This window comes from Mesorhizobium sp. M0800 (assembly GCF_040320095.1).
In the GTDB taxonomy this organism is placed as follows: Bacteria; Pseudomonadota; Alphaproteobacteria; order Rhizobiales; family Rhizobiaceae; genus Mesorhizobium.
Genome location: NZ_JAMYOZ010000001.1, coordinates 378,187 through 392,365 on the forward strand (window position 1 = coordinate 378,187; position 14,179 = coordinate 392,365).

A 14,179-nucleotide genomic window follows, 5' to 3' on the forward strand; every position below is an offset into this window, starting at 1 on the left:
TCAACCCTGTCGCAGGCGGCGAAACTGTCTTCATTCACCTGCAGCCCTTCACCTCCCCGCCACCACGGCAAACTGTGCCGCTACCCTTCGCAGCCGGACGGCGATCGGCATGCTCATATGCCGAACCGCCGCCGGATCGCTGAGCGCCGTCCATATCGCCTTGAGCGGGGACCGCGCCTTGATGTGCTGGACCAGCGACAGGAATGATGCCGCCCGGCGCAGGCTGCGAGCGCGCCTGGCGAACGCCGCCTCGGCCGCAGCATCCATGGAATGGGTCGCGGCGAAGGTGGCATCGGCCCTGCGCATCGCCTCGACGTGATGAAGTTCGAGCACCCGGGAGATGGAGCTGGTGCGAATGTGGTAGATATAGCCCGTCGTCGGCTCGACCACGCATTTGCCCCCCTTGGCCAGAGCACTGGCCAGGAGGATATAGTCTTCGCCAATGATCAGGCCTTCATCGTAACGAAGCCCGTTCTCGTTCAGGAACCGGCGCTGGAAGATCGGCTTGAGGTAGCCGAGATTGAACCTCGATTCGAAGAGGACATTGCCGCCGATGAAATCCGCCAGCGAGATTGAACCGAGCCCTTCCAGATAGTCGGCCGGGAACATCGTCTCTTCGGCAACGCCATCCTCGCGAACGACCTGCAGATTATCGACCGCGATCTCGGCGCCCGCTTTCTCCGCGCGTTCGATCATGGTGCAGATTCGCCCGGGATAGACCGCGTCGTCCGAATCGAGGACCGCGACCCACCTGCCGCGGGCAAGCTCAAGGCCGGCATTCCTGGCGCCGCCGGGGCCACGGTTTTGCTCAAGCGCGACAACGCGTACGATGTCTTCGGGGTAGGATCTCGCCAGGTCGAGCGTCCGGTCGCGCGACTTGTCGTCGACGACGATGACCTCGACGCTGATATTGCGCTGGGCGACGGCGCTGGCAATCGCCCGATCGATGGTCGCCTCGGCATTGTAGGCGGCAATCACGAAGCTCACGTCAGGCTGCACGCTTGCCCCCTTGCTGCGGCGAAGACAGGCCGTATTGGCGGATTTCACGAACCCCGACGAGGCCGCTGACGACGCCGACATGCATAATGCCGCGAAGCAGGCTGCGGTTCCGGCGTACGGGGTCGATGGCGACCGGAATTGCCGACAGGAAACTGTAGGCGGCCTTTGCCGCGGCAATGCCGACCTGCTTGAGCCGGGCAAGGCCGTGTGCGTTGCGCCCCAGAAGATGACCGTGCGTCTGCCCAACGCGGAACCGGCGGCGGCCGAGCCAGTCGAATGCCGCCCTGGCAGGTGGCACCGCTTCGTCGACCCAAGCCTCCGGCGAAAAGGCGATGCGGCCGCCGGCCTTGACCATCTGGTCGAAGAATTCCGTATCTTCGCCGCCGGTCTGGCCACGTGCCAGGCTGAAGCGCCGGCCGCGCAGGCTCTCAGCGCCAATCCTGAGCAGGACGTTGCAGGTGTAGCCGGTGCGGATTTCGCCGCTCACCCAGACCGGCAAGGTCGAGTGGAAATCGCCTTTGCGCATCCAGGCGGGCGCATCCGGCAGGTAACGGGCTTGCACCGGCCCAAGCACCGTCGCAGCACCTGTTGCTTCCGCCGTCGCCACCAGTTCGGCAAGCCAGCCAGCGGTGGCCGTCTCGTCGTCGTCGATAAAGGCGACGAAATCCGCCGCACTGGTATCGAGGCAAGCGTTGCGCGCGATCGAGATGTTGCGGGCCGGGGCGTGCCGGTAGGTCACCGGCAGCTTCAACTCCCCCGCCAGCTTGGCGACCAGCGTTTCGGCCGTCGGCGTATCGTCGTTGTCGGCGATGACGATACCGACGTCGAACCCCGCGGGCATGTCCATGGCCGCTATGGAGCGAAGCGTGTCGGCAAGCTCCGGCCGGCGGAATGTGCAGACGCAGATATCGATGCTTCGATTTTTCCTGACCGGGTCCATCACGCTACCCCGCGCTGCGGTCGCGGTGCGAGCAGTTGCAGCCAGAAACCAACCGACCAGCCGAAATGCATGACCATTGCCGAGACCCCGGCAAGCGCAATGTCGGCTTTGCGCTGGCTGACGGCGGTCCAAAAGCCGTAGCCGAGGCAGACCGACGCCCATAGCAAAAGCGGCACGGCCGCCAGCCAGTGGACGAAGGAAAAGGCGGCGAGAAGAACCACGGGGAACACCAGAAGCGGCACCATCTGCCGGATCTTCGGGATCATGCGGTGCTTGAGAACGTTCTTCGCCCGGCCACGGCCATAGCCGAGATATTGAAAATAGAGGCCCTTCAGCGAGGAGCGCGGGTAGTAGACCATTTGCGTCTTGCCGGTCATCCAGATGCGGTAGCCGGCCTGGCGGAGCCGATAGTCGAGTTCGGCATCCTCATTGTGGCTGAAGGTTTCGTCATAGCCGCCGACCGCGGTGAAGGCCGATATCCGTATCAGTGCGTGGTGGCCATGATCGACCCATTCCCCCGCCGAAAGATGCCGGTGCTTGGAGCCGCCGGTGCCGAGCCTGGAGTTCTGCGCCGCTGCCGCTGCTTTCTGAACCATGCCGCTGCCACTGGTCAGCATCGAGACGACGACCGAATCCGCACCGGTGGCCTGCGCTTCTTCGACCAGCCGGTCGCAATAATCCGCAGGATAACCGCCATGCGCGTCGATGCGAATGAGATAGTCGACGCCTTCCCCGAACCTGGCGACGGCGAGATTGATTGCCGCGCTCTGCAAGCGCTTTTCATTGTGCAGCAGGATCACCCGCTGATCTTTTGCGGCGATGTCCGCGACGATCGTCCTGGTGCCGTCCGTGCTGCCGCCATCGGCAACGATGATCACGGCGCCCAGCCTCTCGGCCGCAGGGCGGAGATCTCGAAGCAACGCGCCGATATGGGCCGCTTCGTTCAGGCACGGAACCACGATCATGCAGGATGGAATTTCGGTTTGCGTCATCGGCCGTCCTTCTATGCCAATGCTTCGGCAGCATATGGACCGGGAGCCGCAGTCAGCCCGCGGAGCTTTTCGACGAGCGCCCGGCAATCGGCGCGGTCGTAGCTCCAGGTGCGCGGATTTCGGGCGAAAACACGCTCCCTCAATGTCCCGAACCGATGCTGCTCCATCGTGCCGACGGCGGCTTCGAGCGCCTCGGGCGTGGCTTCTGGCAAAAGAACCCCTATGCCTTGCCGGTCGAGGAACCGGCCGGTTTCGGTGGCTCCCATTGAAATCGGCACGGCTCCGAAGCGGCAGCCCTCATAGAGCCGGTTGGGCAGCAGCCACTCGGAGTTCAGGCCCTGCTCAAAAAAGTCGATGGCCCAGGAAAAGTGAACCTCGCGGTAGATCCCCGCCATGTCCTCGGGATTGCGGTAGGGCCCGCCAAACGAGAGCCAGGGTTCCGATTCGACAAAACCGTGGAAATCGGGAAATTCGGACAGCGCCGGGCGGCCCCTGAGGACGATTTCAAAGCGGCCGTCGAGGCGGCGCGAAAATTCGGCCAGAAGCTCCAGGGAACGGCGGCAGCGGAGCGCCCCGAACCAGCCGATCCGCCAAGGCGGCGCTACGGGGTTCTCCGGCGCCGCGCGGTCATCCAGCGAGGCCGCGGCTGGCTCGAAATACTTGTTTTCGAGCAGTTCGACCGGGGCGGCAATCTGTCCGAACGGCTTGAAATAGTTGGCGATGAAGGCCGGAGAGCTGGTCACCAGAAGCTTCACATCCCTGGCCAGGAAGCGTTCTGCGCCGCGCATCGCCCAGCCCAGCGGATCGTCGCGAAGCAGCAGGCGATGGATATCCAGGCACTCGTAGACGATCGGCACCGTTGCCTGGAACGCCGACCTGGCGCGGCGGGCAAGCGCCAGCATTTCCAGATTGCGCGCGATAATGAGGTCGGGCCGTGGCATTGAGCCCAGCTTCGAGCCGGTCGAGACGACTGCCTTCATGATCGCGGCCAGACGTTGGGCGAATCGGCCATCACGAGTCGGGCCGAGATCGATCGGCTGCAAGCCCTCGACATCAGCAACTGCGCTTGCCGTACGACGAAAGCCCGCCAGCGTAACCTGGGCGCCGCCTGCCTTGAGCATTATGATCCGCCGGCGCACTGCCGGGTCGGAGACGTCGTGTACCAAGTACAAGACATGCAGCATGAAAACTCGACCGCTGTTGGCCCGCCCGCGACAATGCTAGTACAGCTCTTGCTGCATCGCAACATTTTTGGTTGCAGCGTAGCAAAGATCCCCGTTTTTTGTTGCACTGCAAAATCGATGGGTTAATCTCGCTCTGCTTGGGCCACATGGACCGCGCGTTGGCCTGCCATGGGCTGCGCGCCAATAATCACGACGCGAGGACCATCCTTGGCGTGCAGCATTTTCGGCCAACCCGCCTGCAATCCGCCCCTTCGCATCCGTCGATGGAAGCACGGGACTACTCACGAAATGAGGTCATTCCATGAAGATCGCGGTTGAAAACACCGTCTGCCTGAATACCGGGGATGCAGCGATTCTCCTGGCGATCCGCCATGTTTTCAAGACGATCGTGCAAGACGATATCCAGTTCTACGTCTTCGACAGCCAGCCGGAGGTGGCGGCGAGGCTCTACACGAAGAAAGAGTATCCTGATCTCGAATTCCACAAGCTGCTGTCGGAATCGCTGTTCCGCTACAAATACGGCAGCGGGCTGAAGAACCTGTTCAAGCCGATCTACAATCGGCTCGTCCTTAATGCCCTGCGGCGGTTCGGCATCCGCGGCGTTCTCGGGCGTTTGTTCAGCTCAAGCAATCGCCGTGGTCTCGAGATCTACAAAGACGCCGACCTCGTGGTCACGACAGGCGGAACCTATCTTGTCGAGACCTACAATCTGGAACGGCGACTCAATCAATTCCGGATCGACGCGATTCTGGGCAAGGACCCCGTCTTCTTCACGCAATCGCTCGGCCCGTTCAACAAAAGTTACAATCGCCAGGAGTTGAGCCCAAGCTTCGATCGGAGCCCGCTCATCCTGCTGCGCGACGAACGTTCGCGAGGCCACATTGTGGACATGGTGAAAGACCCCGGCAAATGCCACGTCGTGGCCGACGCCGTCTTTGCCCTGGCCGACACCGACAGGATCGGAAAAATTCTGGCCTCCGGCCAGTCGGCGACCGTCACCGGCCGCGTCGCCATTTCCGTCCGTCACTGGAACTATGTCAGCGACGGCGAGGGCGGCATGCGCCGCTACATCGACTCGATCCGCGCGATCGCGACCATCCTGGTCAGGGACCACGCCAAGGAGGTCACCTTCGTCTCCACCTGCCAGGGCGTGCCGGAATACGCCCATGACGATTCCAAGACGGCGCGGGCTATCGTTGCCGAACTCGATCCGGAGATCGCCAAGCATGTCAGCGTGGACGCTTCGTTCCACACGCCGGAGCAACTGATGGCACTGGTGAAAGGCTTCGACTTCGTTGTCGCAACGCGCATGCACATGATGATCATGTCGCTCTGCGTCGGCACGCCGGTGCTGCCGATCGCCTATGAATTCAAGACCAAGGAACTTGCCAAGCGGATCGGCGTCGCCGACCTGCTGCTCGACATCGACACGGTGACGCCCGAGGAAGCGAGCGAGAAGCTCGGCAGACTTACCGCCAATCTCGACCTCTATCGCAGGACGAGCCTTCAGGCAGTGCTTGAGGAGCATGCGTCGGCGATGTCGGCAGGTGAGCTTTTGAGGCCGGTGATTGCCGGCCTAGCGGGCGTTGCGCATGGCGCTGGAAAGCGTGGTGAACAGGGCGCTGCGCGACTGGCGAAGGGCAAGCATGAGGACCAGGCCGATCGAATAATTGAGGGCAACCGCCAGGACCACCGCGAGCAGGTCTGACTGGCCGGTCAGCGATGCCGGCAACTCGCGGTACACGGACCAGGCAAGCAGCGACGACGTGATGAAAAGTCCCTGCATGACCAGGAAGTCGGCTGCGGTCACCGGGCCGACCCGGTGGACAAGAACGGCAAGCACCGGGACGCGCAGCACATAGCCGCTGATCGCATAGGCCGCCGCGACACCGACGGCGCCCCAGTGCAGGCCGATGATGAAGGCGGCGACCGTCGTCAGCGACGAGTAGATGCCCCAGTGGAACATGGTCTTGGTCTTGCCCTGGCAGATGAAGATCCAGCCGGTGGTGCTCGAGACGGACTGGATCAGGCTGGCGATGCCCAGCCAGGCGAAGATCGGCGCCACCGCTGTCCAGCGCTCGCCGAAGAGAAGCCCGACGACCTGGTCCGACGTCAGCGTCAGCGCCGCGATGCCGGGCATAGTGATGGCCGCCAGCATCCAATTGGTTCGCACATAGATGTCGCGAAACCGCGCCTTGTCCTCATGGATGCGGCTCAGCAGCGGCACCATCACGCGTGTCAGCGGCTGGTTGATGTTCTGCAGCGGAAACAGCAGGAGCTTGTAGGCGCGGTCATAATAGCCGAGCTCGATCGCGCCCGAATATTTTCCGATCAGGATGTTGTCGAGATTGCGCGAGAAGAAGTTGGCCAGATTGAAGCCGGTCAGATTGGCGCCGAAGGACAATATGTCGGTATCGACCTTCAGGTCCGGCCGCGACGGCGTCCAGCGCGCCACCTGCCATGCCGCGGCCAGCGCGACAACAGCCGATACCGCAGGGCCGATGACCAGCGACCAGTAGCCCAGCCCCGCATAGGCGGCGATTGCGGTAGTCGCAAGTCCGGCAGCAGCGGTTATCACGTCGTTCAGCGCGAGCTGGCCAAAGCGCAAGTGACGGTTCATCAGCGCCAGCGGCACCGCGGCGAGGCTGCCAAGCAGCAGCGGCAAGGCAGAGCCGATGGTGATCCCCACCATGCGTTGATCGCCATAGAAGGCAGCGATGGCGGGCGCCAGGCATGCAACCACCACGGCACTGCCCATCCCCACCAGCGCACTGATCCAGAATACCTGGTTGAGCTGCTCGGTGCTGATATCCTTGCGCTGGACCACAGCCTGTTGCAGGCCAAGATTTTGAAGCAGCCCGACAAAGGCCACGATCGGCCCGACGGAAGCCACCAAGCCGAAATCCTCGGGCACGAGCAGACGGGCAAGCACGATGACCGAGAGAAACTGGATCGCCATCTTGAAGCCTTGCGCGCCGATCGTCACCATGCCGCCGCGCAGGGCGACGCGACCGAACTGGGGGGGCGGGTTGGCGTTCATGCCGGCTGCCTGGCTTCGGCCAGTTGAGCAACGATCTGCGCAAAACGTTCGTTGAGTACGTCCGCGTTGAAATCCTGCTCGATCTTGCGGCGCGCCGCACGTGCGATGCGCTCGCATTTGTCCGGGTTCTCGGCCACCCAGACAAGCTTGCGGGCCAACGCCGCAACGTCTCGCTCCGGTGCGAGGAAGCCTGTCTCCTGATCCTCGATCAGTTCGGGAATGCCCGAGTGATAGGTGCTGACGACGATCAGCCCGGCGGCCATAGCCTCCATCAGCGCCACCGGAATACCCTCGAGATCGCCGTCTCGCGCGGCAACGCTAGGCAGCAGGAATACGTGGGCATTGCGCAGGCGCTGCTTGACCTCGGCGTGCGGACGCGGCCCGAGGAAAGTCACCCGGTCGGCAACGCCGAGATTTGCGGCGAGCTTCTTCAACTCTTCCAGCAATTCGCCGCCGCCAATCACCGAATAGACCCAGTCGCGCCGCGGCAGGCTGGCGAGCGCGCGAAGGGCGAATTCGATGCCCTTCTTTTCGGTCAGCCGGCAGACCGAGATGAAGGACAGCGTGTCCCGGTCCCAGGAACGCCAATGGTAGCCGATCTCACCGGGCCGCACGCCCATATGGTGAACCATGACTTGCGCCGGGGGTGCTCCGACGCCGATCAGGGCATCGCGGAAAAACGCGTTCACCGGGAGCTGGAGAACGCCCTTGTCGAAGACAACCTTGTAGCGCGTGAGCGTGTTGTCATGCAGCGGTTCGCCGACATCGCGGCCGTGGAATATGGTCACCAAAGGAGCGGAAATCCGGCCTCGTTTCATGGCGCGGGCGACGCGCATGCCGTTATTGCCGAAATGCGCGACGATCACATCGGCGTTCTGCAATTTGCGCGCAAAAGCGATGTCGACAGCGGTCGAGAGCTTATCCCAGAACCTGCCCGACCATTTTCTGAGCGTCGGGCGAAAGCGCCCCAGCCCGCCCCACCAGCAGACGACCTTGCCAGGGAGAGCCTGCCAGCGGCGATCGTCGATGTTGCTGTCCTTGCCGAAGGACGTCTCGTTGCAGACGACGCCGACTTGCATGCCGCGCTCGAGGCACCCTTCTATCTGGTCGAGGACGAAGGTCTCCGACAAAGAGGGGAACTTATCAACTACGAAGCAAATCTTCATCGGATGGACGATCTTTCGAGGCCGGTCGGCGATCTGCTCGCGCGGATGAGGGCTGACGCCCGTCGCTACCGTGCGAGGCGCCTCAAGCGTCTGGTGTTGTGCGTGTCGTTGTCCCAGGGCAGTTCCCACCCCGGTCAGGCGCGAGAGCCGGCTTTTGGGCAACGTGCATGGTTTTGGACGAAATGCATCAGGCGGCACGCTCCAGCGCGCCTTGCCTGGCGTTGTCGAGAACGCGGAGGAAGGTCGCGAACTGGCTGTCGGGGTTCATTTGCGGCCGCTCCGAAAACAGCTGCGCCGCCGCCGACAGCCGATCGTACTCGGCCTTGTCGCTCCATAGTCGCCTGACCGCGGCGACCCAGTCGTCGAGCGGTGCGTCATAGTCGAGCACCACGCCGCCGGCGCCAATCGCTTCCGGCAGGCCGCCGCGACGGGACCCGACGACTGGAATGCCGCTGCAATGGGCCTCGGATGCCACCCGCCCCCAAGCTTCTTCCCATTTGCTGGGCGCCAGCAGGATCTTGGTGCGGCCATAGACGGTCTTCATGTCGCTGGTGCGGCTTTCCAGCCTGACGTTGCGCAGCGGCGCGATGATCCGTTCGATCTGCGCCCGGTGGTCGTCGTCGAGCTTCCAGCTTTCGACGAACAGGAACGGAATTTCGGGGCATTGGCCGGCGATGCGCACGGCGAGTTCGAACCCTTTTTCATTGTAAGGATTGATCAGCGTGACGAATTCACCGGTGGTCGGCGTGCTGTAGAGCCCGGGATTGATGGTCGGCGGGATCACGGTCGAATCGATGCCGAACCTTTCCTTATAGGTGCGCGCAGTGAATTCGGAGTTGGCGATATAAAGCGCCGAACGCAATTCGCGCAGGTCGCCGGCCAGTTCGTGGAATTCGACGTTCCGCAGATAGACCACCAGCGGCACGCCGAGCGCCTGCAGCGCCTTTCCGATCGGCACCGATTTGTGGCACTGCACGACGGCGACATCGGGATCGAGCCGTTCGACCGCGAAGCGCGCCGCCTCCCAGGGAAACCATGCCCGCACGACCGGATAGCCGGGATAGCTGTCGATGACCGCTCGCTGGCGAAGCAGCTTCATCTTGGCGCGCGCCTTGAAGCCGAACATGCCGTCACCGAACAGCGCCGCCAGAACCGAGGCGTCATGACCGTGCTCGCGCAGCTGCTCGACCAGATGATGCGTGCTCGACTGAACGCCACCGCTGAACTGCGGCGTGTAGCCGTTGCCGCCCGCAAACAGAATTTTCATGGACCTGGCTCCTTGCTGGACCGCCCTAGCGTCACGCCGCCATTCTGCCGATGCTGTGGTATTCGATGCCGTGGCGGGCGATGACCTTGGGGTCGTAAAGATTGCGTCCGTCGAAGATGACGGGCGTGGTCAGCGCGTTCTTCAGCGCATCGAAAGACGGCGCGCTGAAGCTTTTCCACTCGGTCACGATCAAGAGCGCATCGGCGCCTCGCAGCGCGGCCTCCTTGGTGCCGCACAGTTGCAGGTCGTCGCGCAGCCCGTAGATCGCCTGGCATTCCTGCATCGCCTCCGGATCATAGGCCTGCACATTGGCACCGGCGGCCCAGAGCGCTTCCATCAGCGTGCGGGCCGGGGCCTCGCGCATGTCGTCGGTATTGGGTTTGAAGGCCAAGCCCCACAGCGCAAATGTCTTGCCTTTGAGATTGCCCTTGAAATAGCGGTCCACCTTCTCGAACAGGACCGACTTCTGCTGGTTGTTGCGCTCCTCGACGGCACGCAGCAGCTTGGCGTCGAACTTGACGGCCTCGGCGGTCTTGATCAGGGCACGCACATCCTTCGGGAAGCACGAGCCGCCATAGCCGAGGCCCGGATAGATGAAGTGGTAGCCGATCCGCGGGTCGCTGCCGATGCCCTTGCGGACCTCCTCGATGTCGGCGCCCAGTTGCTCGGCCAGGTTGGCCATTTCATTCATGAAGCTGATCTTGGTCGCCAGCATGCAATTGGCCGCGTATTTGGTGAACTCGGCACTGCGCACATCCATCACGATCATCTTTTCGTGGTTGCGGTTGAACGGCGCGTAGAGCTCGCGCATCACCGCCTCGGTGTCCTCGTTGCTGGTGCCGACGATGATCCGGTCGGGCTTCATGCAGTCGCTCACAGCGGACCCTTCCTTGAGGAATTCCGGATTGGAGGCGACGTCGAAAGCCAGATCCTCGCGCCCGCGCGCCTTCAGCGTTGCGGCGATCCTGGCCTTTATCCTTTCGCAGGTGCCGACGGGCACGGTCGACTTGCCGACGACGATCTTGGGCTCGTCCATCTCACGACCGATGGCCTCGGCGACGGCCAGCACATATTTGAGGTCGGCCGAACCATCCTCGCCCGGCGGCGTGCCGACGGCGATCATCTGGATCTGGCCATGCTTGATCGCCGCGGCGGCGTCGGTGGTGAACTTGATGCGGCCGGCGGCATGGTTCTCCTTGACCATGCTTTCGAGCCCAGGCTCGAAGATCGGGACATGACCCTGGTTGAGCCGCTCGACCTTTTTTGCATCGATGTCGACGCAGACCACCTGATGGCCGACTTCGGCAAGCACCGCCGCCTGTACAAGACCGACATAGCCGATTCCAAAGACAGTCAAATTCATTCGGTTTCATTCCTGTTCAAGGTTTCGGGCCTGTTCAAGCTTCGGTTTTCCGACCACCTTCGGCCCGGCCGGTTCAGATGCGCTTCTAGTTTGTCTTGCATGCCAGCGATTCGGGGAATTGGCAGGGCTGGCCAAGTGCGGTGAATGCAACGCGATCCACCTGCATGGTGAGCTTGCGGCCCGGATCCGAGAACGGCCCCATCCAGCCCTTCATCGTATCGCTGCCCCACAGGCTGAAATAAATCCTTTGCGAATGGGTGGGCAGCTTCGCCGGATCGGTGATCTCGTGGACAAGCTTGCCGTTGACGTACCAGCGCAGCCGGTCCTTTTCCCAGACGAAGGCGTAATCGTTGAAGGCCTTGTCGGTGCCGCCAGCGACGTCGACCAGTTTCTCGTTCTTGCCTTTGCCGGCTATGTAGGCGTTGACCTGAACCTTGGACGTGTCCTTGGTCAGCACCTCGAAGTCGATTTCATCATGCGGCTGCTTGTCGGCATCGCCGACGAAGCTGAAGAATGCCGCGTTGACGCCGGAGCCCGTGTCGGTCTTCATCCGCGCCTCGTAAGTGCCGTAGCCGAAGCGCTGCTTGGTCTGGATCTCGGCGCAGGCGAATTCGCGATCCTTCAGCTTGCGCTTCTCGAAACCGAGCGTCAGCATGCCGTCGGAAAGCCCGATCAGGCTTTTGGACCAGGTGCAGTTCTGATGCTTGCCGTTCGTCCAGCCGTCGGAAATGTACCAGCGCGCGCGACTGAGGCTGGTGAAATCATCGACAAAGGACGGCGCGGTTGGGAGATCCTGGGCGCGCACGGGGACCAGGCCCGCAACCATGCTGCCGAGAACGACCAGCAGAAACGCGCCGTCTGAACGGAGCCGCTGCAGCTTGCCTGGGATCGGGCGCGTGAACGGGGTGCCGCGGGTTGCCGGGGCGGACGTGCTTTTAGGATCTGTATTCATATCAAACTCACCTTGTGCTGTGCGCCCCCAAAGCGATCGTTCGAACCGTGACGAAACAACCTGATCTTGACCTCTGTCGCTCCCAAGCTCCGTGTTGTGCCTAAAACCATTGCGCCGACCCGGGTCGCTCAGCCTGTGCCGGAATCGGCGGGCTTCACAAAATCGGTCCTTATGTCGGGACCGTTCTGCCGCTTCTCCTCGAAGATTTCATCCAGCGAATGACGGAGATCCTTCATCACCTGCATCTGGCGCGACAGCGCTGCGATGCGCCGCTCGCAATTCAGGATCGACCTGGTCAGTTCGCCGACTTCGGAAGACCTGCGAGAGGAGACCGCTCCGTTCTCCATGGCCTCGACCAGAAAGGCGGCATTGGTAGCCGTCGTCCTGTAGCGGTTCTCAAGGCCGCTCTTCTCCGCCTCGACTTCGGCCGAGATCTGGTCCAGCAGCTTTGCCAACCGATCGAGGCGCGAGGTGTCGGTCTGCGTGTCGCGCGCCGGATCTCTCGATCGGAAGCCAAAGATCGAGGCCATGCAGTCAGCGCCCCATCATCGTCGAGCTGGTGAACGGCCTTAGTGCCCGTCCACATTCAAAAGACATTTCTTGCATCGTCCAGCTCCTCCGACAGGGGGATGTCTTGGGCCAGTTCGGTTGGCCGTTCAAAATTGCTGCACCGCAACATAGATTGCCATTCCCTGCGCGGATAGGCAACCACCTAGATCGTAAACTCATGAATCTCGTTGAAACGGTGCGAGCCGACAGAAGGGTAAGGGAGTGGCTACCGCCGTCGCACGTTGACGGGCCTAGCTTTCGCCGGCCGTGCTGGTTCCGGCCATGAGGAAGCGCAGCGGCGGCACTTGTTGACGCTTCGCGGCGAGGCCAGCGCGACGAAACAGCGCATCCAGCTTGTCGGAGGCAACGCCGCGGACGACGGCTGTGAGGTTGGACGAGCCGGCCAAGGCGTAGGCCGCGGCCGGCGCCAGCCCACGCTCAGCCTTCACGTCTAAAAACTTCCGCAACCGGTATTTGTCGCGGATGTGCCGCTCGTGCCTTCTCAGCGCAGCCTTCGATGCCTCCGGCAAACTGTCGATCGCAAGCAGTGCCAGGTCGGCATCGGCCAGATGCTTCAGGTCCTGGGTCTTGTGCCGTCCGCTCAGCGAATCGGCGCGCACGATCGCGCCGTAGCCACAGGATTTGATGACCTTGAAGCGCGCGCCATGGGCAACCGCGCGCGCATAGAGTTCATAGTCTTCACCCAGGCGCAGCTTCTCGTCGTAGCGCAGCCCATGCCGATCGAGAAAGGCGCGGCTGATCACTGGCTTGAGGAAGCCCAGTTCCCCGCGTTGCACACGGCGCCTGGAGATGTTGGCGTCGATGAAACCCTCGAAATCGAGGAATTCCGGCTCGGGCGAGAACGGTGGAGCAACGATTTTCGAAACGTCGGTTGCCGCGTCATCCCTGACAAGCATGATGTTGTCCGCGGCGAAATCCCAATCGGTGCTGGCGAACAGTCTGTGAAACCTGCCTTCGAAAAAGAAATCATCAGCGTCCAGAATGCTGATGAACGGCGACCTGGAACCGGCTATCGCGGCGTTGCGTGCAAAGGATGGGCCGCGATTGACGTCGAAGCGGATGACGGAAAGGCGGCCCGTGCCGTCGCCGGCCGCGTGGGCGACTTTCGCGGTATCGTCGGTGGACGCGTCGTCGACGACGACAACTTCCGCAACCTCAGGCTCGCGTAATGCCGATGCAATGGCAGCCGGGATTGTCCGCGCCGCATTGCGGGCGGCGATGATCACGCAGACCTGGAATGATGTCATGAACATGCCTCTCGATTGCAGAAGTCGTTGCGGATTTCCTCGCCCCGTCCGCTCAATGCCCCACCGCCCATTCTGAAATGCATCGGCCCAAACGCCTATGCTGCAAGTGCGAAGCAAGCATCGCCAAAATCATCGGCGCCGTCCAGTTTTTCATTTTGCTGGGTGTCATGGCCCGGTTGGGCAGGCGGCGAGCCTCAATCGGGATGGCTCCAGAAATGCGCCACTTGGCAGAGCCGTTCCTACACGCTCCATCAGAGCGCTCGACTGGCAGAAACCAGTTGCTGATCCTCGCCGACCGGACGGCGGCGGGGCGGAGCGAGCGCGTCGAGGCCCGCAGTGTCAAGGAATTGAAAGAACAGGAATGCCGACTGCCGGTGTTGTTGAGGCGAGCAATTCGTCAGAGGACCGGCGAGCTTAACCACAGGTCACATGGACATCGCAGACCGCGGCCAGGCCCGA

The 14,179-nt window shown here is 62.5% G+C and carries 11 protein-coding genes and 1 pseudogene; 1 reads left to right on the forward strand and 11 read right to left on the reverse strand.

Annotation, left to right across the window (positions count from 1 at the left end):
• Window positions 1–48: 48 nt before the first annotated feature.
• The 4 genes from NKI18_RS01800 to NKI18_RS01815 are packed head-to-tail and all read right to left on the reverse strand — an operon-like array spanning window position 49 to window position 4,115.
• Window positions 49–999 carry a glycosyltransferase family 2 protein gene (locus tag NKI18_RS01800; protein ID WP_352614434.1) on the reverse strand — a complete coding sequence of 317 codons (951 nt, stop codon included), beginning with the start codon at window positions 997–999 and terminating at the stop codon, window positions 49–51.
• Window positions 989–1,939, reverse strand: coding sequence for a glycosyltransferase family 2 protein (locus NKI18_RS01805; protein ID WP_352577813.1), 951 nt, complete (start codon window positions 1,937–1,939; stop codon window positions 989–991). Before NKI18_RS01805 ends, NKI18_RS01800 begins: the two co-directional genes overlap by 11 nt.
• Window positions 1,939–2,931: a glycosyltransferase family 2 protein gene (locus NKI18_RS01810; RefSeq protein ID WP_352614433.1), complete on the reverse strand. Its 993-nt coding sequence runs from the start codon at window positions 2,929–2,931 to the stop codon at window positions 1,939–1,941. The genes NKI18_RS01805 and NKI18_RS01810 overlap by 1 nt, the downstream gene beginning before the upstream one ends.
• 11 nt (window positions 2,932–2,942) lie before the next feature.
• A complete protein-coding gene (locus NKI18_RS01815) occupies window positions 2,943–4,115 on the reverse strand; it encodes a glycosyltransferase family protein (protein ID WP_352614431.1) in 1,173 nt (390 codons plus the stop codon).
• A 301-nt stretch (window positions 4,116–4,416) separates the two neighbouring features.
• Here NKI18_RS01815 and NKI18_RS01820 point away from each other — a divergent pair.
• Window positions 4,417–5,469 (forward strand): annotated as a pseudogene (locus tag NKI18_RS01820) (polysaccharide pyruvyl transferase family protein); the annotation flags it as partial.
• A 222-nt stretch (window positions 5,470–5,691) separates the two neighbouring features.
• Here the strand turns inward: NKI18_RS01820 and NKI18_RS01825 are convergent.
• The 7 genes from NKI18_RS01825 to NKI18_RS01855 all read right to left on the reverse strand — a co-directional run bounded on the left by NKI18_RS01825 (window position 5,692) and on the right by NKI18_RS01855 (window position 13,726).
• Window positions 5,692–7,155 carry a lipopolysaccharide biosynthesis protein gene (locus NKI18_RS01825; RefSeq protein WP_352614430.1) on the reverse strand — a complete coding sequence of 488 codons (1,464 nt, stop codon included), beginning with the start codon at window positions 7,153–7,155 and terminating at the stop codon, window positions 5,692–5,694.
• On the reverse strand, window positions 7,152–8,321 hold the full coding sequence (locus NKI18_RS01830; protein ID WP_352614429.1) for a glycosyltransferase: 1,170 nt from the start codon (window positions 8,319–8,321) through the stop codon (window positions 7,152–7,154). Before NKI18_RS01830 ends, NKI18_RS01825 begins: the two co-directional genes overlap by 4 nt.
• A 187-nt stretch (window positions 8,322–8,508) precedes the next feature.
• A complete protein-coding gene (locus tag NKI18_RS01835) occupies window positions 8,509–9,588 on the reverse strand; it encodes a glycosyltransferase (protein ID WP_352614428.1) in 1,080 nt (359 codons plus the stop codon).
• Between the two features lie 31 nt (window positions 9,589–9,619).
• Window positions 9,620–10,951, reverse strand: a complete 1,332-nt coding sequence (locus NKI18_RS01840; RefSeq protein WP_023676312.1) for a UDP-glucose dehydrogenase family protein — start codon at window positions 10,949–10,951, stop codon at window positions 9,620–9,622.
• An 85-nt stretch (window positions 10,952–11,036) separates the two neighbouring features.
• Window positions 11,037–11,903 (reverse strand): endo-1,3-1,4-beta-glycanase ExoK, encoded by an 867-nt coding sequence (gene exoK, locus NKI18_RS01845; RefSeq protein ID WP_502900640.1) that lies wholly within the window; start codon window positions 11,901–11,903, stop codon window positions 11,037–11,039.
• Window positions 11,904–12,031: 128 nt separating this feature from the next.
• Window positions 12,032–12,433, reverse strand: a complete 402-nt coding sequence (locus tag NKI18_RS01850) for a hypothetical protein (RefSeq protein WP_352614427.1) — start codon at window positions 12,431–12,433, stop codon at window positions 12,032–12,034.
• Window positions 12,434–12,703: 270 nt separating this feature from the next.
• Window positions 12,704–13,726: a glycosyltransferase family 2 protein gene (locus NKI18_RS01855; protein WP_352614426.1), complete on the reverse strand. Its 1,023-nt coding sequence runs from the start codon at window positions 13,724–13,726 to the stop codon at window positions 12,704–12,706.
• Window positions 13,727–14,179 lie beyond the last annotated feature (453 nt).